19 protein-coding genes are annotated in these 20,789 nt (G+C 65.2%); 17 read left to right on the forward strand and 2 right to left on the reverse strand.

Features of this window, described 5'->3' with window-relative positions:
• Positions 1-99: 99 nt before the first annotated feature.
• The 3 genes from ACVISU_RS14435 (at position 100) to ACVISU_RS14445 (ending at position 2,277) form a co-directional block, all read left to right on the forward strand.
• Positions 100-786 carry a ribonuclease T2 family protein gene (locus ACVISU_RS14435; RefSeq protein ID WP_050402751.1) on the forward strand — a complete coding sequence of 229 codons (687 nt, stop codon included), beginning with the start codon at positions 100-102 and terminating at the stop codon, positions 784-786.
• 158 nt (positions 787-944) lie between these two features.
• Positions 945-1,805 (forward strand): 23S rRNA (adenine(2030)-N(6))-methyltransferase RlmJ, encoded by an 861-nt coding sequence (locus tag ACVISU_RS14440; protein WP_456707373.1) that lies wholly within the window; start codon positions 945-947, stop codon positions 1,803-1,805.
• 259 nt (positions 1,806-2,064) lie between these two features.
• Positions 2,065-2,277 carry a cold-shock protein gene (locus tag ACVISU_RS14445; RefSeq protein ID WP_016844477.1) on the forward strand — a complete coding sequence of 71 codons (213 nt, stop codon included), beginning with the start codon at positions 2,065-2,067 and terminating at the stop codon, positions 2,275-2,277.
• Between the two features lie 275 nt (positions 2,278-2,552).
• Here the strand turns inward: ACVISU_RS14445 and ACVISU_RS14450 are convergent, their stop codons facing one another.
• A complete protein-coding gene (locus ACVISU_RS14450) occupies positions 2,553-3,176 on the reverse strand; it encodes an outer membrane protein (protein WP_050402753.1) in 624 nt (207 codons plus the stop codon).
• Between the two features lie 268 nt (positions 3,177-3,444).
• Between ACVISU_RS14450 and uvrC the strand changes: the two genes are divergently transcribed.
• The 7 genes from uvrC (at position 3,445) to ACVISU_RS14485 (ending at position 10,503) form a co-directional block, all read left to right on the forward strand.
• On the forward strand, positions 3,445-5,541 hold the full coding sequence (gene uvrC, locus ACVISU_RS14455; RefSeq protein WP_050402754.1) for an excinuclease ABC subunit UvrC: 2,097 nt from the start codon (positions 3,445-3,447) through the stop codon (positions 5,539-5,541).
• 192 nt (positions 5,542-5,733) lie between these two features.
• Complete coding sequence (pgsA, locus tag ACVISU_RS14460) at positions 5,734-6,348, forward strand: CDP-diacylglycerol--glycerol-3-phosphate 3-phosphatidyltransferase (RefSeq protein ID WP_194458636.1); 615 nt, start codon at positions 5,734-5,736, stop codon at positions 6,346-6,348.
• On the forward strand, positions 6,345-6,596 hold the full coding sequence (gene moaD / locus ACVISU_RS14465; RefSeq protein ID WP_456707374.1) for a molybdopterin converting factor subunit 1: 252 nt from the start codon (positions 6,345-6,347) through the stop codon (positions 6,594-6,596). Before pgsA ends, moaD begins: the two co-directional genes overlap by 4 nt.
• Before the next feature lie 8 nt (positions 6,597-6,604).
• Entirely contained in the window at positions 6,605-7,072 is a 468-nt protein-coding gene (locus ACVISU_RS14470; protein ID WP_456707375.1) for a molybdenum cofactor biosynthesis protein MoaE, read from the forward strand.
• Positions 7,072-8,043 carry a 50S ribosomal protein L3 N(5)-glutamine methyltransferase gene (prmB, locus tag ACVISU_RS14475; protein ID WP_456707376.1) on the forward strand — a complete coding sequence of 324 codons (972 nt, stop codon included), beginning with the start codon at positions 7,072-7,074 and terminating at the stop codon, positions 8,041-8,043. The genes ACVISU_RS14470 and prmB overlap by 1 nt, the downstream gene beginning before the upstream one ends.
• 177 nt (positions 8,044-8,220) lie before the next feature.
• Complete coding sequence (locus tag ACVISU_RS14480) at positions 8,221-9,633, forward strand: EAL domain-containing protein (protein WP_456707377.1); 1,413 nt, start codon at positions 8,221-8,223, stop codon at positions 9,631-9,633.
• 15 nt (positions 9,634-9,648) lie between these two features.
• Positions 9,649-10,503: a TIGR01459 family HAD-type hydrolase gene (locus tag ACVISU_RS14485; protein ID WP_050402760.1), complete on the forward strand. Its 855-nt coding sequence runs from the start codon at positions 9,649-9,651 to the stop codon at positions 10,501-10,503.
• 259 nt (positions 10,504-10,762) lie between these two features.
• Here the strand turns inward: ACVISU_RS14485 and ACVISU_RS14490 are convergent, their stop codons facing one another.
• Complete coding sequence (locus tag ACVISU_RS14490; RefSeq protein WP_050402761.1) at positions 10,763-11,158, reverse strand: response regulator; 396 nt, start codon at positions 11,156-11,158, stop codon at positions 10,763-10,765.
• A 213-nt stretch (positions 11,159-11,371) separates the two neighbouring features.
• Here ACVISU_RS14490 and ACVISU_RS14495 point away from each other — a divergent pair, with 213 nt between their 5' ends.
• The 7 genes from ACVISU_RS14495 to ACVISU_RS14525 all read left to right on the forward strand — a co-directional run bounded on the left by ACVISU_RS14495 (position 11,372) and on the right by ACVISU_RS14525 (position 20,574).
• The gene (locus ACVISU_RS14495) at positions 11,372-12,355 is read left to right on the forward strand and encodes a bifunctional riboflavin kinase/FAD synthetase (protein ID WP_050402762.1); all 984 of its coding nucleotides are present in this window, start codon (positions 11,372-11,374) and stop codon (positions 12,353-12,355) included.
• Positions 12,356-12,372: 17 nt separating this feature from the next.
• Complete coding sequence (locus tag ACVISU_RS14500) at positions 12,373-12,900, forward strand: sugar O-acetyltransferase (protein ID WP_050402763.1); 528 nt, start codon at positions 12,373-12,375, stop codon at positions 12,898-12,900.
• A gap of 410 nt (positions 12,901-13,310) precedes the next feature.
• Positions 13,311-16,310, forward strand: a complete 3,000-nt coding sequence (gene ileS, locus ACVISU_RS14505; RefSeq protein ID WP_456707378.1) for an isoleucine--tRNA ligase — start codon at positions 13,311-13,313, stop codon at positions 16,308-16,310.
• Positions 16,283-16,804 (forward strand): signal peptidase II, encoded by a 522-nt coding sequence (gene lspA / locus ACVISU_RS14510; protein WP_050402765.1) that lies wholly within the window; start codon positions 16,283-16,285, stop codon positions 16,802-16,804. Before ileS ends, lspA begins: the two co-directional genes overlap by 28 nt.
• Positions 16,805-16,905: 101 nt before the next feature.
• Entirely contained in the window at positions 16,906-17,637 is a 732-nt protein-coding gene (locus ACVISU_RS14515; RefSeq protein ID WP_456707379.1) for a hypothetical protein, read from the forward strand.
• Between the two features lie 169 nt (positions 17,638-17,806).
• Complete coding sequence (locus ACVISU_RS14520) at positions 17,807-19,198, forward strand: M16 family metallopeptidase (RefSeq protein WP_456707380.1); 1,392 nt, start codon at positions 17,807-17,809, stop codon at positions 19,196-19,198.
• 38 nt (positions 19,199-19,236) lie between these two features.
• Entirely contained in the window at positions 19,237-20,574 is a 1,338-nt protein-coding gene (locus ACVISU_RS14525; RefSeq protein ID WP_456710824.1) for a M16 family metallopeptidase, read from the forward strand.
• Positions 20,575-20,789: the final 215 nt, after the last annotated feature.

Here is a 20,789-nt window from a genome sequence, read left to right on the forward strand (position 1 = left end):
GGTCAAAACGGAAGCCGCCGCCATCCAGTCGGCGGCTTTTGTTCTTGAAATGTTCCGATGGCCTGCTAGGTTCTGGACGGTCGTGTGAGGGAGCGTTTGATGCCTCGGTTGGACACAATTTCCCGGTTTCTGATTTCAGTTGCCTTTGCCCTGTGCGGTGCGACGGGGGCCTCGGCCCAGGATCGCCGGCAGAATGCGCCGGGCGAGTTCGATTTCTATGTGCTGTCGCTGTCGTGGTCGCCCTCGTTCTGCGAGGCGGCGAGCGAGCGCGGCAACAACGGCCGCGGCACGCAGGCACAGTGCGGCGGGCGGCCCTATTCCTTCGTGGTGCACGGGCTGTGGCCGCAATATGAGCGGGGCTTTCCGGAATACTGCCAACGGCCCTCGCCCCGCCTCGCCCGCAACATCATGACCTCGATGCTCGACCTGATGCCGGCGCCCGGGCTGATCTACAACGAGTGGGACAAGCACGGCACCTGCTCCGGCCTCGGCGAGCGCGCCTATTTCGAAGCCATCCGCAAGGCTCGCGCCGCAGTGAAGATCCCCGAGGAATTCCTGCAATTGACGGAGCCGAAGACGATCGCGCCCGACGACCTGGAGACGGCGTTCATCAAGGCCAATCCGGGGCTCAGCAACTCGGCGATCTCGGTGACTTGCGACAGCAAGCGACTCAGCGAGGTGCGGATTTGCCTCAGCAAGGATCTGCAATTCCGCTCCTGCGAGGAAATCGATCGCCGCGCCTGCCGCCGCGATCAGGTGCTGATGCCGCCGGTTCGCGGCGGCTGACGTCTCGTCCACGTCATGGCCGGGCAGACGCGCGTCGTCGCGCTTGTGTCCCGGCCATCGACGCCATCACGAAACCAGCGAAACAAGGCATGATGCCCGGGACAGGCCGGGCATGACGCAGTACAACATGCGCACCCTCTGGAGCGCAGCGTCATCGCATGAACTATCGCCACGCCTTTCACGCCGGCAGCTTTGCCGACGTCATCAAGCACATCGTGCTGGTGCGCATGCTCACCTACCTGCAGGAAAAGCAGGCGCCGTTCCGCGTCATCGACACTCATGCCGGCGCCGGCCTTTATGATTTGACGTCGAGCGAAGCGCAGCGCGGCGGCGAATGGCTGACCGGCATCGCGCGGCTGATGCAGGCGCGACTCACCGACAAGGCGCTGCCGCTGATCGCGCCCTATCTCGACATCGTCAGAGCATTCAATCCGAGAGGCGAACTGAAAGCCTATCCCGGCTCGCCGTTGATCGCGCGGGCGCTGCTGCGTCCGCAAGACCGTCTGACGGCCTGCGAGATCGAGCCCGTGGCGCGCAAGCAATTGATCGATGCATTGCGACGCGATGCGCAGGCGCGCGTCGTCGATCTCGATGGCTGGATGGCGTTGCCCGCATTCGTGCCGCCGAACGAGCGGCGCGGCCTGGTGCTGATCGATCCGCCATTCGAAGCGAAGGACGAGTTCGAGCGACTGGCCAGTGCCTTCACGGCGGCGTTCGCGAAGTGGCCGACCGGCGCGTACCTTTTGTGGTACCCCGTAAAATCCCGGAGAGCTTCCGACGAGCTCGCACGCAGCGTGGCTGCAGCAACGGCGACGAGCCGCCCCGCAGGTAAATGCTTGCGCTTGGAATTCAGTGTGGCGCCGCAAGAAGCGGATTCCGGCCTCGTTTCCACGGGCCTTTTGATAGTGAATCCGCCGTGGACGCTGGCGGGCGAGCTGAAGATCATCCTGCCCGAACTCGAGCGACCGCTTGGTCAAGGCGGCGCCGGACGCTTCAGACTCGAAACGCCTAAACCTTGATCGGTAGCCCCACCGAAAAGTTCTATTTGAGCATAGGCAACGCGCGCGGAACCGTATTATGCTCATCCTGTTACGACTGGCTTTACGTTCCGCTTCCGCGAATGGTTGCGGCGGAGTGACAAGGCCGAAATAAAATCCAGGCAGACCGGCGGCGTGACGCCGGCCTGTTCAGGTGGCCAAGCTTCCGACAAGCGAATGTCGGTCAACCGCTACGCGGCGTGCGCGTAGCGGTGGAGCAATACGGGGGAGGAGTTTCCCGATGGCCATGACTGGGACAGTCAAGTTCTTCAACGGAGAGCGTGGCTATGGCTTCATCAAGCCTGACGATGGCGGCCGCGATGTGTTCGTTCACATCACGGCTGTCGAGCGTGCAGGGTTGAAGGACCTGACTGAAGGACAGCGCATTACGTTCGAGGTTGAACCCGACAAGAAGGGCAAGGGCCCGAAGGCGGTCAACCTGGTGGTTTCATGATGAGCGCGCGCGGTGCGTGGCTCGTGATGAACGGCGAATGAAGCGTTGCGTGTGAGTTGACTGCACGGCGCGTGGCTCGCGCTCGCTGCACGACCAGCTGCATGATGCGGACGCGATTGACGGTGCCCGCATATCAGATGCGTGCGGCCGTCCGGCTGGTTTCGCGGACGCCGCGGCGTTCATGCAGCAGCGCGCGATGTCGACGTGATCAGCACAAAGAGAAACCCGGCCGCGCGAGACGCGGCCGGGAGTTGATGTCTGACGTTTTCTTGTTCTCAGAAATGATAGTTGATGCCGGCGCGCACCAGGCTGAAGCTGTAGCCGTTCGACGCGCCGCCGGTGATCGTGAAGTTGCTGTTGGCGAGATCGACGTAGAGATATTCGATCTTGGCGCTCCAGTTCGGGGCAAAGCCCATTTCGGCGCCGGCGCCGACCGTGAAGCCCGCGTTGGTGTGCGACTCCGTGATGCCGAAGGTCTCGCCGCGCAGTTCGCCGAAGGCGAGACCGCCGGTCGCGTAGAACAGCACGTTGTTGACCGCATAGCCGGCGCGGCCGCGCACCGTGCCGAACCACGGGTTGGAGAACTTCCACGGCGCGAATCGGTCGTCGGCCGTGGTGCCCTGGATATCGGCCTCGATGCCGAACACCCATGGAGAGCCGTTCTGGAAATTGTAGCCGGCCTGCACGCCGCCGACGAAGCCGGACGGCTTGGTCGGGTTGTTCTCGACCGAGCCCCAGCCATAGCCGACGTTGCCGCCGAGATAGGGACCGGCCCAGCTATAGGCATTGAGCGGCTGATAGACGGTATAGGGCGAGCCATAGTTGAGATCGGCCGCCGCCGCCGAGGTCGTCCAGCCTGCGACGAACAGTGCCAGCGCACGCGCAACAAACCGGGTCATAGCTACTCTCCACCACGCGACTGCCGCAGCCCGCTGGTCCCCAAGGCCCGGCGTGGTTACGGAACTCCACTTTTTTCGCTAAGGTTTATCGAGAGTTTTAAGTTAAAGGGTTGTTAAGCCCGGTTACCGGCCCGCTCATCAGTCTTAATAATGTGTTACCGCCCCGCCCCGGCGGCCTTGCCTGGCCGATAACCTGCTGCAATCGGGTTGTTTTTTCCTACGCCGCCAGCGCTGGCGACCGGTCGCCCAAGCGCTTAATTTACGGCCCATGGTTCACGATTCTCCCGAGCGCCCGACGCCGGCCCCCGAGGCTGATTCCAAGGCAGCCCTCAAGCCACGGCGCGGTTCAAAGTCCGACCTGCCGCAGGACGACCTGACGCTCGACACGAGCGACGTCGATCCCGAGAGCTCCGCCACCGAGGAGGACGACGAGGCGCGTCTGCCTGAGGCATCGGAGGACGCCTCCGAGCCGGTTGCCGAGGGGACGCTCTCGATCGGGCATGAGGCGATCGAGAACGCGGTTCGCCTCGCCCCGACCTCGCCGGGCGTCTATCGCATGCTCAACGCCGCCAACGACGTGCTCTATGTCGGCAAGGCGAAGAACGTCAAAAAGCGGCTGTCGTCCTATGCGCGGGCCAACGCACCGCTGCCGGCGCGCATCCTGCGCATGATCGCGGCGACCACGCATGTCGAGATCGTCTCGACCATGACCGAAACCGAGGCGCTGCTGCTCGAAGCCAATCTGATCAAGCAGCTCCGGCCGCGCTTCAACGTGCAGCTGCGCGACGACAAATCGTTTCCCTATATTCTGATCACCGGCGATCACTGGGCGCCGCAGATCCTCAAGCATCGCGGCGCCCAGTCCCGGCCCGGACGTTATTTCGGCCCATTCGCCAACGCCGGCGCCGTCAACCGCACCATCACGGCGCTGCAGCGCGCGTTCCTGATCCGCTCCTGCACCGATGGCTTCTTCGAAAGCCGCACCCGGCCCTGCCTGCTCTATCAGATCAAGCGCTGCGCCGGCCCCTGCACGCGCGAGATCGATTTTCCCGGCTATAGCGAGCTGGTGCGCGAGGCGACCGAATTCCTCTCCGGCCGCAGCCACGCCGTGAAGGAATTGCTCGCGGCCGAGATGGAGAAAGCGTCCGGCGAGCTCGAGTTCGAGACCGCGGCGCTGTACCGCGACCGCCTCGCGGCACTGTCGGCGATCCAGTCGCAGCAGGGCATCAACCCGCGCACCGTCGAAGAGGCCGACGTGTTCGCGATCCACCAGGAAGGCGGCTATTCCTGCGTCGAGGTGTTCTTCTTCCGCACCGGCCAGAACTGGGGCAACCGCGCCTATTTCCCGCGCGCGGAAAAGACCTTCACGCCCGAGGAGGTGCTGTCCTCGTTCCTCGCGCAATTCTACGACGACAAGCCGCCGCCGAAGCTGATCCTGCTGTCGCATGAGATCGAGGAAAGCGCGTTGCTCGCCGACGCGCTGTCGGTGAAGGCCGGATTTAAGGTCGAGGTCTCCGTGCCCAAGCGCGGCGAGAAGAAGGAGCTGATCGGCCACGCGCTCACCAATGCGCGCGAGGCGCTCGGCCGCAAGCTCGCCGATACCGCAACTCAAAGCCGGCTGCTGGAGGGCATGGTCACGACTCTCGGCCTGCCGCATACGCCGAAGCGCATCGAGGTCTACGACAACAGCCACATCCAGGGCACCAACGCAGTCGGCGCGATGATCGTGGCGGGACCCGACGGGTTCATGAAGAACCAGTACCGAAAGTTCAACATCAAGTCCGAAGGGCTGACGCCCGGCGACGATTACGGGATGATGCGCGAGGTGCTGGAGCGCCGCTTCAAGCGGCTGCTGAAGCCGCCGGAGGGCGAGGCTGCCAAGGCGAAGACCGACGACGAGTCGTTCCCGCAATGGCCAGATCTCGTCATCATCGACGGCGGCCGCGGCCAGCTCAACGCGGTCCGGGAGATTTTCACAAATCTCGGACTGACCCAGGTCTCGCTGATGGCGGTGGCCAAGGGGCCGGAGCGCGATGCGGGGCGGGAAACCCTGTTCATGCCGGACCGCGAAGCCATCAAGCTGGAGCCGCGCGACCCGGTGCTGTATTTCATCCAGCGGCTGCGCGACGAGGCGCACCGCTTCGTGATCGGCTCGCACCGCAAGCTGCGCAAGAAGGACATCCGCGAGGCCGGCCTGCAGGAAATCCCGGGCATCGGCCCGTCGCGCAAACGCGCCTTGCTGCACCACTTCGGAACGCTCAAGGAGATCGAGCGGGCCTCGATCGCCGACCTCGGCAAGGTTCCCGGCGTCAGCGCCGAGAGTGCCCGCAAGATTTTCGAGTTTTTCCACGCCCAGCCGGGTTAAACCAAAGGCTATTCATCAGGGCGTCGCCTGCGACAGGGCATCTAGGGCATGATGCAGCAAAGCGTCCCGCAATGTTACGAAAAGATCATGCATAAACAACGAGCTAAGACGCCATGACGATTCCGCGTAATCTCGCCGCGCTTTGGCGCCCGCACGGTTGACCTTCTCGCTTCAGCGGTATTGGTAGAACGGATGAACATCGCGACGACCCGGGGACAGACCAAGACCTTGTCCCTCCCGAATATCCTGACCTACGCCCGGATCGCCGCGATCCCGGTGGTGATCGGCTGCGTCTACTGGCAGTCGATCCTGGACGGCCCGCTATGGCTGCGCTGGGTGGCGCTGGCCGTGTTCATTGCGGCGGGGATCACCGACTATCTCGATGGCTATTACGCCCGGATGTGGGACCAGCAGTCCGCTTTCGGCCGGATGCTCGATCCGATCGCCGACAAGCTGCTGGTAGCCTCCAGCCTCCTGATGCTGGCCGCCGACAACTCGATCCACGGCTGGACGCTGTGGGCGGCGATCGTGATCCTGTGCCGCGAGATCCTGGTCTCGGGCCTGCGCGAATATCTCGCGGGGCTGCGGGTCAGCGTACCCGTCACCAAGCTGGCGAAGTGGAAGACCACGATCCAGCTGGTGGCGATCGGCTTTTTGATCGCCGGCGAAGCCGGCGAGCAGGTGTTCCCGGCGACCACCCTGATCGGCATCGTGCTGCTCTGGATGTCGGCGATCTTCACGATCTACACCGGCTGGGATTACTTCCGCGCCGGCATCCATCACCTCATCAAGGAGGATGAGGGATGAAGCTGAAATATTTCGCCTGGGTGCGCGAGCGCATCGGCAAGGCCGAGGAGACCGTCGAACCACCGGCCGAGGTGCGCACCATCGGCGAATTGATCGGCTGGCTTGCCGCGCGCGACGACGGCTACGCCCATGCGTTCGAGAAGCCAACGGTGATCCGCGCCGCGATCGACCACGCCCATGTCAAACCGGACGCTGCAATCTCCGGCGCCCGCGAGATCGCGTTCTTCCCGCCGATGACCGGCGGCTAAGTCTGGTCATGACTGTCACAGCGACCATCCGTATCCAGGACGCCGACTTCGACGTCGCGCAGGAGATCGCGGCCTTGAGCAAGGGCCGCACCGATATCGGCGCGGTGGTCAGCTTCAGCGGCATCTGCCGCGGCAGCGAACAGGGCGAGCCGATCGCGGCGCTGACGCTCGAACATTACCCTGGCATGGCGGAAGCCGAGATTGGACGCCATGCCGACGAGGCGCTGGCGCGCTGGCCGTTGCAGGGCCTCACCATCATCCACCGCTTCGGCCGCATCGCGCCGGGCGAGAACATCGTGCTGGTCGTGACCGCCTCGGCGCACCGGCAGGCCGCGTTCGAGGCAGCCGAGTTCCTGATGGACTATCTGAAGACCAACGCCCCGTTCTGGAAGCGCGAGGAGAGCGCGCGCGGCACCAGCTGGATCGAGGCGCAGGGCCATGACGACGCGGCCGCCGCGCGCTGGACCAAATCCTGATGGCCAAGCGCAGCAAAGTGCCGGCCACGCGCAGCCCCGCCACGCCGAAAGCTCCCAGGAACGCACTCAAGGTCGGCGCCGGGGAGCTTCACACTCTGTTCGATTTCCTGCGTTATGCGGTCAGCCGCTTCAACGCCGCCAAGCTGGTGTTCGCGCACGGCACCACCGATCCGGTGGCCGAGGCCGCGTTCCTGATCTCAGAGACGCTGCATCTGCATCCCGATCAGTTCGAGAGCTTCGCGAACGCGCGCGTCACGATTGCCGAAGGCAAGCAGATCCTCGACCTGATCGAGCGGCGGATCGCGACGCGAAAGCCGGCCGCCTATCTCGTCAACAGGGTCTATATGCGCGGCCTGCCGTTCTATGTCGACGAACGCACCATCGTGCCGCGCTCCTTCATCGGCGAATTGCTGGATTCGCATTTCGGCGGCGACGAGGACGGCACCTCGCTGATCGGCGATCCCGCTGACGTCGAAAGCGTGCTCGACCTCTGCACCGGCTCCGGCTGCCTTGCGATCCTGGCCGCGCTGCATTTTGCCAATGCCTCGGTCGACGCGGTGGATATTTCCAAGGATGCACTGGAGGTCGCCGCGCGCAACGTCGCCGACCACGGCCTCGACGATCGCCTGACGCTCTATCGCGGCGACCTGTTCAAGCCGTTCGACAACAAGCGCTACGATCTCATCATCTCGAACCCGCCCTATGTCGATGCCGAGGGCATGGCCGCGCTGCCGCGCGAGTGCCGCGCCGAGCCGAAGATCGCATTCGACGGCGGCACTGATGGGCTGGACATCGTCCGCCGCCTGCTCGACGAGGCCAAGCAGCATCTGACCCCGCAGGGCGGGCTGCTCTGCGAGATCGGCCGCGGCCGCGACAATCTCGAGGCCGCCTATCCCAACCTGCCGCTGCTCTGGCTCGACACCGAGGACTCCGAGGGCGAGGTGTTCTGGATCGCCGCCGCCGACCTCTGACCGGCGCGCCGCGGCCGGCTCCCGTCTATTACGGAGCCCGACTTCGAGGTCGGCCAAGGCGAAGCGAAAATCGTGTGCAGTTCCAGCCGGTTCGGAAGATCGCTGCCCCGTCGAATCAACAATGGTGCTAAGCTTGCCCCCCGGGGACGTTCGGAGAGAGGGCGCTAAGCGCGCGACATGATTCGCATTTCGACGATCTTCATCGCCATCTGCATGGTGCTGGTCGCAGCCTCGCTGGGCTTCGTGCTGTATTCGGTAGCGGGCATCAGCGGATCGGAATCGGCGATCGTGGCGCTCACCGCCCTCACCTGCCTGATCCTCTACAACGCGGTCTCGATGCGGCTGCGCGACCGCAGCGACGTCGGCGGCCAGATCGCCGACCTGTCGCGCGGCACCGCCGACCTCGCCCGCCAGGTCGCCGAATTCGGCCGCCGGCTGGCCGCGGTCGAAGGCCGCGTCGCCTCGGCGAACTCCACCGGTGCCGACCGGATCCAGGGCATGGCCGGCGAGATCAACGAGCTTGGCGGCCTGGTGCGGCAGCTTGCAGCGTCCGTCGCCCATCATGAGGATTTGCTGGCGGCAGCTCCGGTGGCACAGCCGGTCGCCGCGCCGCGCGACGATCTGCTGCAACCGGTCCTGCCGGCCCCGACCGTCGTGTTTGCCGCCCCGCCGCCGCCGACACCTCCGGCGGCGATCTCGCGCAACCAGACCCAGCTCATCGGCGCGATCAGGCACGCCATCGACGAAAACCGCCTCGACATCTACCTGCAGCCGATGGTGACGCTGCCGCAGCGCAAGGTGCGCTACTACGAGGCGGTGACGCGGCTGCGCGACGAGCGCGACCAGGTGCTTGCCGCCGACGATTTCATCGAGGCGGCCGAGGTCGGCGGCCTGATCGGCCGCATCGACCACATGGTGATGCTCCGCTGCGTCCAGGTGCTGCGCCGCCTGATGATCCGCAGCAAGGATGTCGGCGTGTTCTGCAACGTCTCGGCGGCGACACTGGCGAGCCCGCAGCACTTCACCCAGTGTCTCGACTTCCTCGAAGCCAACCGCGCGCTGGCGCCCTCCTTCGTGCTCGAGTTCAAGCAGGCGACCTTCCGCAATCTCGGCCCGGTCGAAAGCGAGAATCTCGCGGCACTGTCGCAGCGCGGCTACCGGTTCTCGATCGACCACGTCAGCGACCTTCGGCTCGAGCCGCGCGAGCTCGCCGATCGCGGCGTCCGCTTCATCAAGGTGCCGGCCGCGCTGCTGCTCGACTCCAGCCAAAGCGCGACATCGGATATCGATCCCTCCGATCTGTCCGACCTGCTCGGCCGCTTCGGCATCGACCTGATCGCCGAACGGATCGAGGGCGAGCGCTCGGTGGTCGACCTGCTCGACTACGATGTCCGGTTCGGCCAGGGCTTCCTGTTCGCCCCGCCGCGGCCGTTGCGGCCGGAAGGGGCATCTGCTACCGCCGAGGCTCCGCAGACTAAGCCCCAGGATCTCAATGGCGCCGGCACTTCCTCACCCGTCTCCAGCCCCGCAGTGCCACCGCGCGCAACTGGCAGCGCCGCGCTGGCGCGCCGCGCGCTCGGGCCGAATTAACCGGCGGTTCGCATCATGACATCGTTGCGTTTCGTCGAGCGGCTGCGCGACCTCACTGGCGACGTCGACGTCGTGCTGTCGGACATCTGGGGCGTCGTGCACAACGGGCTCGAATCCTTTCCGGAGGCCTGTGAGGCGCTGCACACCTTCCGCCAGCAGGGCGGCACCGTCATCCTGATCACCAACGCACCGCGTCCGGCCGATTCGGTGCAGCGCCAGCTGCGCAAGCTCGGCGTCGCCGACGAGACCTATGACGCGATCGTCTCCTCGGGCGACCTGACGCGCCATTTCGTTGCTGATCATCCCGGCCAGAAGATCTTCTGGATCGGCCCGGAGCGCGACAGCTCGATCCATCGCGGCCTCGATGCCACCTTGGTGCCGCTGGAACAGGCCGACTACATCATCTGCACCGGCCTGTTCGACGACGAGACCGAATCCGCCGAGGACTATCGCGACACGCTGCTCAAGGCGCTCGAACGCAAGCTGACGCTGGTCTGCGCCAATCCCGACATCGTGGTCGAGCGCGGCGACCGGCTGATCTACTGCGCCGGCGCGGTTGCCGAACTCTATCGCGAGCTCGGCGGCGAGTCGGTGTTCTACGGCAAGCCGCACCGGCCGATCTACGAGCGCGCCATGGCGCTCGCCGCCGAGCGTCGCGGGCGTCCGACCGAACTCGGCCGCGTGCTCGCGATCGGCGATTCCGTGCGCACCGACCTCACCGGCGCCCATGGCTTCGGCATCGACCTTTTGTTCGTCACCCGCGGCATCCATTCCGAGCAGTTCGAGGGCATCGAGCAGCTCGATCCGGCCTCGATCAAGGAATTGTTCGGCCATCCGCCGCGCGCGCTGATGCGCGAGCTGAAGTGGTAGCGGGCGCTTCGCCGACAAAATATCGAAAACAACCCCATGCACAGTAGCCGGGGGCGGCTGACGGTGGATCAGCCCGCTTGACACGTCGGGCAACTCAGGGATATTATTCTAATATTCCGAAATCGTGCAGACCCTTGCGGCAGACCTCGCTAGCGCTCGCGCAGACCAGTCACGTCTCGCCTTATCATCACCCAAAAAAGTGGATGCCCGGGACCAGCCCTGGGCATGACGCGAGTTCAGTTAGAGCGGTGAACGGATCTTACGCCGTCGCCATGTCCGGGAAGACCGCCTCGATCTTGGTCTTCAGCGTCGCCGCGTTGAACGGCTTGACGATGTAGTTGTTCACGCCGGCTTTCTTGGCCGCGATCACGTTCTCGGTCTTGGATTCCGCCGTGATCATGATGAAGGGCGTGGTCGCGAGATTCGGATCGGCGCGGACTTCCTTGAGCAAATCGTAGCCGGTCATCGGCTCCATGTTCCAGTCGGAAATCACCAGGCCATACTTCTTGCTGCGCATCTTGTTGAGTGCGGCCGAGCCGTCGGAGGCATCGTCGATATTCTCGAATCCAAGCTGCTTGAGAAGATTCCGGATGATGCGGATCATGGTGCTGTAATCATCAACCACCAGAACCGGCATGGACAAATCAACCGCCATCTTTCCCCCCAAAACGCCTGACGCAACCTGCTTCTGCACGAACGCAGCTTTCCGCCAACGACTAACAGCAGGCGTTAAACAGCGCGTTAACCGGCTGAATCCGGATTGTTACGGATTTGACGCGATTTTCGCTATGCTTGACTTCCACGCCGCCGCCGCGTCACGGTCCGGCCCGCACCAATCATGCTTAAGAATCCTTGAAGAACACCTGACATGAGCACCGGCTTTACCGTTATCCGCGACAACACGCCCGAAAGCGCCATTCCGAAGGGCGCCGTGGTCGCGATGGGAAATTTCGACGGCGTCCATCTCGGTCACCGCGCCGTGATCGGCGCGGCGCTGGCGATGGGCAGAGCGCGCGGCGTGCCTGCGCTCGCCGTGACCTTCGAACCGCATCCGCGCAGTTTCTTCAGCCCGAACACCCCGCAATTCCGCCTCACGGACGAGACCAACAAGCTGCGGCTGCTCGCGGCCACCGGGCTCGCCGGCGCCGTCGTGATGACGTTCGACAAAGCGCGCGCCGGGACCACGGCACAGGACTTCATTCACCATGACCTGATCGGCCGGCTCGGCATCAGCGGGATCGCGGTCGGCTACGACTTCCATTTCGGCAAAGGTCGTGTCGGCTCGCCGAGCCTGCTCGTCAGCGAAGCGCCGCGGCTCGGCATCGAGGTCGATGTGCAGGCCCATGTCGACATCGAGGAGCGTCCGGTCTCTTCCAGCGCCATCCGCATGGCGCTCGCCGAGGGCCAGGTCGACGATGCCACCACGATGCTCGGCGGGCCGTGGTTCGCAACCGGCAAGGTCATCCACGGCGAGAAGCGCGGCCGCGACCTCGGCTACCCCACCGCCAACATCCGCCTCGACAAGCATTGCGGCCTGAAGCACGGCATCTATGCGGTGCGGGTCGGCAAGGCGCACGGAAACGACAAGGTGCGGTTCGACGGCGTCGCTAGCTTCGGACGCCGCCCGACCTTCGACAACGGCGCGCCGTTGCTCGAAGTCTTCCTGTTCGACTTCAAGGGCGATCTCTACGACACCGTCCTCGATGTCGCCTTCATCGGTTTCATTCGCGAAGAGCTGAAATTCGACACCATCGAGGCGTTGATACGCCAGATGGATGACGACAGCGCCAGGGCGCGCGCGGCATTGGCCGCAGCGCCGGACGCGTTCCCGCAGCTCGGAGTGATCGATTGAAAACTGAAAAGCAAAAGATGCTCGCGGGCGAGCTCTATTATACCGACGATGAGCTCGCCGCCGATCAAGCCAAGGCGAAGGCCTGGATGGCGCGCTACAACGCGGCGCTGGCATCGCCGATATCGGAACGACACGCCCTGCTGTGCGAACGGCTCGGCCGGGTCGGCAAGGGTGCCGTGATCCGGCCGCCGTTCTTCTGCGATTACGGCAGCAATATCAGCCTCGGCGACGGCGTGTTCCTCAACTTCAATTGCGTCATCCTCGACGTCGTCGAGGTCACGATCGGCGATCGCACCCAGATCGGGCCAGCGGTGCAGATCTATACCGCCGACCACCCGCGCGATGCCGAAACCCGGCGCACCGGGCTGGAGTTCGGCCGCCCGATCCGGATCGGCAGCGACGTCTGGATCGGCGGCGGTGCCATCATCCTGCCCGGCGTCACGATCGGCGACGGCGCCCTGGTCGGGGCCGGCAGCGTGGTGACGCGGGACGTCGCCGCTGGCGCGATCGTGGCGGGCAATCCGGCCCGGCCGCGGCAGGGTTAGCGCGGGATGAAGTTAGGTTGAATCGGTTTGACCGCGGGTTCGGTCCACCTCTCCCCGGCGGGGAGAGGTCGATTTGCGCAGCAAATCGGGTGAGGGGCCGCAGCTCCGTCGAGAGACCTTAACCCCTCACCCGGCGCTTCGCGCCGACCTCTCCCAAGGGAGAGGTAAACCCGCCGCTCCAGCTCAACCGCTCCAGGGGCGGTCCCGCGGTACGGGGCCGCCGGCAACCGAGGGCTTTGCGATTTCCCTGGCTGGCTGCTATGGAAAACCCCATGTTTTCGCGGCGCATCATACGGATTAGCGGCCCGGCTTCCGCCTGAGCCTGAAGGCTCGGCGCAAGACCGGGACTTCGACGTTTCACCCGCGATTGATCGCGTTTCCGCGCCCGCACCTGCCAAATCAGAGCTTTCATGTCCGACAAGCCGCAAAAGACCGACTCCAACGACTATTCCAAGACCCTTTACCTGCCGCAGACGGAATTCCCGATGCGCGCCGGCCTGCCCCAGCGCGAGCCGGAAATCCTGAAATACTGGAACGAGATCGGCCTCTACGACAGGCTGCGCCGGGAAGCCGAGGGCCGCGCCAAATTCGTGCTGCATGATGGCCCCCCCTACGCCAACGGCAACATCCATATCGGCCACGCGCTGAACAAGATCCTCAAGGACGTCGTGACCAAGAGCCAGCAGATGCTCGGCTTCGACTCCAACTACGTGCCGGGCTGGGACTGCCACGGCCTGCCGATCGAATGGAAGATCGAGGAGGAAAACTACCGCTCCAAGGGCAAGCAGAAGCCCGACTTCCGCGACTCCGCCGCGATGGTCGCGTTCCGCCGGGAATGCCGCGCCTATGCGACGCACTGGATCAACGTGCAGCGCGAGGAGTTCAAGCGGCTCGGCATCATCGGCGACTGGGATCATCCCTATCAGACCATGAGTTATCCGGCCGAGGCGCAGATCGCCCGCGAGCTGATGAAGTTCGCCGCCAACGGCACGCTGTACCGCGGCTCCAAGCCGGTGATGTGGAGCGTGGTCGAGAAGACCGCGCTGGCCGAAGCCGAGGTCGAATACGAGGACTACACCTCCGACATGGTGTGGGTGAAATTCCCGGTCACCTCGCCGGCGCATGGCGCGCTGGCCGATGCCTCGGTCGTGATCTGGACCACCACGCCGTGGACGCTGCCCGGCAACCGCGCGATCTCGTTCTCGCCGAAGATCGCCTACGGCCTTTACAAGGTCACCGACGCGCCCGCGGACAATTGGGCCAGGAACGGCGATCTCCTGATCCTCGCCGATGCGCTCGCCGCTGAGGTGTTCAAGCAGGCGCGCGTCACCTCCTATGAGAAGGTCCGCGATATCCCCGGCGACACGCTGGACGCCGTCGAATGTGCGCATCCGCTGCGCGGCTTCGGTGGCGGCTACGAATTCACCGTGCCGCTGCTATCAGGTGAACACGTCACCGACGACACCGGCACCGGCTTCGTGCACACCGCACCGAGCCACGGCCGCGAGGACTTCGACGTCTGGACCGCCAACACGCGCGAGCTCGATGCGCGCGGCATCCCGACCGCGATCCCCTACACGGTCGACGAGAACGGCGCCTACACCGCGCAGGCGCCGGGCTTCACGGGAAAACGCGTGCTCAACGACAAGGGCGAGAAGGGCGACGCCAACGAGGCGGTGATCAAGGCGCTGATCGAGGCCGGCAAGCTCTTGGCGCGCGGCCGCCTCAAGCACCAGTACCCGCATTCCTGGCGCTCCAAGAAGCCGGTGATCTTTCGCAACACGCCGCAATGGTTCATCGCGATGGACAAGGACATCGCTGAGGATGGTCACGCCAAGAAGGGCGACACGCTGCGCACCCGCGCGCTGCACGCGATCTCGGTCACCCAATGGGTGCCGCCGGCCGGCGAGAACCGCATCAACGGCATGATCGCCAACCGGCCGGACTGGGTGATCTCGCGCCAGCGCGCCTGGGGCGTGCCGATCGCCGTGTTCGTGCGCGAGAACAGCGACGGCTCGGCCGAGATCCTGCAGGACGAGGTGGTCAACCAGCGCATCACCGAAGCGTTCATGGAGGAAGGCGCCGACGCCTGGTACATGGACGGCGCCCGCGAGCGCTTCCTCGGCAGCCGCGCCTCGGAGAACTGGAAGAAGGTCGACGACATCTGCGACGTCTGGTTCGATTCCGGCTCCACGCATGCCTTCGTGCTGGAAGACCGCCAGAACTTCCCGCAGCTCGGCAACATCGTCCGCAAGATCGACGGCGGCGACGACACCGTGATGTATCTGGAAGGCAGCGACCAGCATCGCGGCTGGTTCCACTCGTCGCTGCTGGAAAGCGCCGGCACCCGCGGCCGCGCGCCCTACGACATCGTGCTGACCCACGGCTTCACGCTCGACGAGAACGGCCGCAAGATGTCGAAGTCGCTCGGCAACACGGTCGAGCCGCAGAAGGTGATCAAGGATTCCGGTGCGGACATCCTGCGCCTGTGGGTCTGCGCCACCGACTATGCCGACGACCAGCGCATCGGCCCCGAGATCCTGAAGAACACCATCGAGACCTATCGCAAGCTGCGCAACTCGATCCGCTGGATGCTCGGCACGCTGCATCACTTCAAGCCGTCCGAGAAGGTCGCCTTTGCCGAGATGCCCGAGCTCGAGCGGCTGATGCTGCACGAACTGGCCGGCCATGCCGAGACCATCCGTCAGGCCTATGCCGCGTTCGACTACAAGACTGTGGTCGCAAGCCTCGCGGCCTTCATGAACTCCGAACTGTCGGCGTTCTATTTCGATATCCGCAAGGACACGCTGTATTGCGATCCGCCGTCCTCGGTGGCGCGCAAGGCGGCGCTGACCACGATCGACCTGCTGTGTGACGCGATCCTGAAATGGTTGGCGCCGATCCTGAGCTTTACCACTGACGAAGCCTGGCGGATGTACCGGCCGGGCGCGGAGCCCTCGGTGCATCTCACGCTGTTCCCCGAGGGTCTGGAGCAATTCCGCGACGACGCGCTCGCCGCGAAATGGGAGACCATCCGCAACGTCCGCCGCGTCGTCACCGGCGCGCTGGAGCTTGAGCGCGCCGCCAAGCGGATCGGCTCGTCGCTCGAGGCATCGCCGGTGATCTACGTCGCCGACCGGGCGATGCTGGCCACGCTGTTCGACATCGACCTCGCCGAGGTCTGCATCACCTCGAACTACGAGGTGCGCGAGGGCGAGGCGCCGGCCACGGCCTTCCGCCTCGATGCCGTGCCCGGCGTCGCCGTGGTGGTCGAGAAAGCGGTCGGCACCAAATGCGCGCGCTCGTGGAAGATCCTGCCCACGGTCGGCGAGGATCCTGAGTATCCCGACGTCTCGCCGCGCGACGCGCAGGCGCTGCGCGAATGGAAGGCGCTGGGGGTCACGGCTTGAGCTCGCCCGTTCGCGCCGGTGTGCTGGCGGCGGTCATCACCCTGATCGCCGACCAGGCCTCCAAGCTCTGGCTGCTCTACATCTTCGGGATCGCCCACCGCGGCGCGGTCGAGGTGACGCCGTTTTTCGACCTGGTGCTGGCCTGGAATCCCGGCATCAGCTTCGGCTGGTTTCAGAGCGAGACCCCGGCGGCCCAGATCCTGCTGATGGTGATCAAGGCCGCCGCCGTGATCGCGCTCGCGATCTGGATGGCGCGGTCGCGGACCTGGCTCGCGACGGTGTCGCTGGGCCTGATCATCGGCGGTGCGATCGGGAACGGGATCGACCGCTTCGCCTATGGCGCCGTGGTCGATTTTGCCCTGTTCCATGTCGAGATCGCCGGAAAAACCTATAATTGGTACATCTTCAACCTCGCCGACGTGGCGATCGTTGCTGGCGTGGCGGCCCTATTGTATGATTCCGTCATGGGGACCCCCGCCGTAAAAGCGCCCTGATCCCGGCCGATACGAGCCGGTCGGCGGCCGACCTGCACCCAGCGGAACTGAGCGCTAAGCCAGTGATCGCTCTGGCGAATTTTGGAAATGGGGATAGCGCGATGCGCAGCACCAAAGCCCGCTTTTACCTGACCGAGACGGCGTCCCTGCCGCTGATGCGCGGCCTGCGCCTGGCGTTCGTCGCGGCCGGGATCGGCCTCGTGATGGCAGCCAGCCCGGTGCGTGCTGGCGACGACGAGGATGACGGCGATGACGGCCTGACCTTCGAAGAGCGGATCATCGACAATCTGATGACCGGGCTCGGCGCCAAGAGCGCCGCCAGCAAGGGCATCGACTATCGCGAGCGCTCGCCGCTGGTGGTGCCGCCGAAGCTCGACCTGCCGCCGCCTGCCACAGCCGCCCAGGTCAACGCGCCGAACTGGCCGAAGGACCCTGATATCGCGGCGCGGAAGGCCGCGATCGCCGCGCGCAAGAAGGAAGTCAAGAAGGAGCCGTGGCAGTCGGCGGTGGCGTTGACCCCGGCTGAGATCGAGGCGGGCCGCAAGCAGCAGACTGCCACCGAGGGACGCAGGGAGCCGCTCGAGCCGGGCACCAACACCAATCCGTCGCTGATGCCGAGCCAGCTCGGTTACACCGGCGGTCTGCTCGGCATGTTCAAGGGAAACAGCAGCGAGTCCAAGCCGTTCAAGGGCGAGCCGACGCGAGAATCCCTGACCGAGCCGCCTCCAGGCTACCAGACGCCGTCCTCGGGCTTTGACTACGGCACAGGCCCGATGAAGCCGAAGGTGAACGAGGGCCAATACGACGTCATGACCGGAAAACCGCTGCAGTGACGCTTGGCCTGTTTGGGCAAAGCTTGGCCTGTTTGGGCGAAGGCTGACATGAGCAAAGCTTAATGCGGAGGGACGTCCGTCTCTCCGCTTCGTGACGACTGGCACGGACTGCACCGTGTACGATGGCGTCTTTCATGCCCGGCCATCCGTCCAGGCTTCCATAAGGACCATGATGCCCTCACGCCGATCGATTGCCCTGTTCACTGCCGCCTTTATTTCAACGATCCCGCTGTCGGGCACCAGCCTCCGCGCCCAGACCACCGTCACCTCGGAACGCCCTGCGAGCTTCACGCTCGACAACGGCCTGCAGGTCGTGGTGATCCCCGATCACCGCACGCCGGTCGTGACGCAGATGATCTGGTACAAGGTCGGCTCCGCCGACGAGACGCCGGGCAAATCTGGCCTCGCGCATTTCCTCGAGCATCTGATGTTCAAGGGCACCGCCAAGCACCCGGCAGGCGAGTTCTCGCAGACCGTGCTGCGCGTCGGCGGCAACGAGAACGCCTTCACCTCCAACGACTACACCGGCTACTTCCAGCGCGTGCCGCGCGAGCAGCTGCCCACCATGATGGAGTTCGAGGCCGACCGCATGACCGGCCTGATCCTGAAGGATGAGAATGTGCTGCCCGAGCGCGACGTCGTGCTCGAGGAGTTCAACATGCGGGTTGCCAACAACCCGGATGCAAGGCTCACCGAGCAGATCATGGCCGCGCTCTATCTCAACCATCCCTACGGCCGGCCGGTGATCGGCTGGCACCAGGAGATCGAGAAGCTCGACCGCGAGGATGCACTCGCCTTCTACCGCCGCTTCTACGCGCCGAACAACGCGATCCTGGTCATCGCCGGCGACGTCGACGTCAAGGACATCCGCCCGCTGGTCGAGAAGAATTTCGGCCCGATCCCGGCGCAACGTGCGATCCCCGAGAAGCGTGTCCGGCCGCAGGAGCCGACCCCGGCCGCGCCGCGCACCGTGACGCTGTCGGACCCCCGCGTCGAACAGCCGAACCTGCGCCGCTATTATCTGGTGCCGTCGGCGACCACGGCTGCGGCGGGCGAGAGCCAGGCACTCGACGTGCTCGCGCAATTGATGGGCGGCGGCGCCAACTCGTATCTCTATCGTTCGCTGGTGATCGACAAGGGCCTCGCGATCTCGGCGAGCGCCGGCTATCAGGGCACCGCGCTCGATCCGTCGCAATTCTCGATCGCGGTAACGCCCAAGGCCGGCGTCGAGTTCGGACAGATCGAGGACGCGATCGACAAGGTGATCGCCGATCTCGCGCAGAACCCCGCGCGCGCCGAGGATCTCGAACGGGTCAAGACCCAGCTGATCGCGGAGGCGATCTACGCCCAGGACAACCAGGCGACCTTGGCGCGCTGGTACGGCGGCGCGCTGACCACCGGGCTCAGCATCGACGACATCAGGAGCTGGCCGGAACGCATTCGCGCCGTCACCGCCGAGCAGGTGCGCGCTGCCGCCGCCACCTGGCTCGACAAGAAGCGGTCGGTGACCGGCTATCTGATCAAGGATACTGCGCCGAAACGCGAGGAGAAGCGCTCGTGATCTATTCCATCACCCGCCGCACTCTCACGCGTCGCACAGTGCTGATCGGCGGCGCCTGCGCCGCGTTGCTGACGCTGACGTCAGCGCCCTCGCAAGCCGCGGCCAAGATCCAGCGGCTGGTGTCGCCCGGCGGCATCGAGGCGTGGTTCGTGCAGGATGCCACCGTGCCGCTGATCGCGATGGAATATTCCTTCGGCGGCGGCGCCAGCCAGGATCCGCCCGGCAAGCCCGGCGTCGGCAATCTGGTCGCCGACCTGCTCGACGAGGGCTCCGGCGATCTCGATTCCAAGACCTATCATGAGCGGCTCGAGCGCCGCGCCATCGAGCTCAGCTTCCAGTCCAACCGCGATCAGTTCCGCGGCTCGCTGCGCATGCTCAAGGACAACAAGGACGAAGCCTACGACCTGTTGCGGATGGCGCTGACCTCGCCGCACTTCGAGCCGAAGGACGTCGAACGCATCCGCGCCCAGGTGATCTCGAACCTGCGCCGCGAATCGACCAATCCGTCCTCGCTGTCCGGCCGCAAGTTCCTCGAGCTCGCCTTCGGCGACCATCCTTACGGCAGGACGGCGACCGGCACGCTGGAGAGCGTGCCGACCATCGAGATCGCCGATCTGAAGGAGTATGTCCGCCGCATCATCGCCAAGGACACCCTGCGGATCGCCGTGGTCGGCGACGTCGATCCCGAGACGCTCGGCAAGCTGCTGGACAAGACCTTCGGCGACCTGCCGGCCAAGGCCGAATTGACGGCGATCCCCGACGTCGTGGCGACCAAGCCGCCGCAGCGCGCCTTCGTCCCGCTCGACGTGCCGCAGACCGTCGTCACCTTCGGCGGCCCCGGCATCAGCAGGCATGATCCGGACTTCATGGCCGGCTATGTGGTGAACCACATTCTCGGCGGCGGCGGGCTGTCGTCGCGGCTTTACAAGGAAGTGCGCGAGAAGCGCGGGCTGGCCTATTCGATCTATGAGGCGCTGCTCTGGATGGATCACTCCGCGCTGTTCATCGGCAACACCGGCACACGCGCCGATCGCGCCGGCGAGACCGTCGATGCGATCGAGGCGGAGATCCGCCGCATCGCCGAGCAAGGTCCGACGCAGCAGGAGCTCGACGAGGCGAAGTCCTATCTGAAGGGCTCGCAGATGCTGGCGCTCGACACCTCCTCCAAGCTCGCGCAGGCGATGCTGCAATACCAGCTCGACAAGCTGCCGATCGACTACATCGAGAAGCGCAGCGCGATCGTCGATGCGGTGACGCTCGACGACGTCAAGCGGGTCTCCAAGCGGCTGTGGGGCAACGGCCTGCTCACCGTGATCGTCGGCCGCGCCCCGCAAGCCGCAGCACAACCGGCCTCGGCGCCGCCGAAGGCGAACTGAGGCGTTTCGGCGCCGTCCGCTTCTTTCATACACCACCCGTTGTGGCCACCCCTCTCCCCAACCCTCCCCCGCAAGGGGGGAGGGACCCTGAGAGGCGTGCTCACCTCACATCGCGTCACAACTGACATGTGAGGTGACTGAGATCAGTGAGGGACGCGCAAGCGGATAGGCTCCCTCCCCCCTTGCGGGGGAGGGTTGGGGAGAGGGGTAAGCCG

This window comes from Bradyrhizobium sp. USDA 4452 (assembly GCF_054063575.1).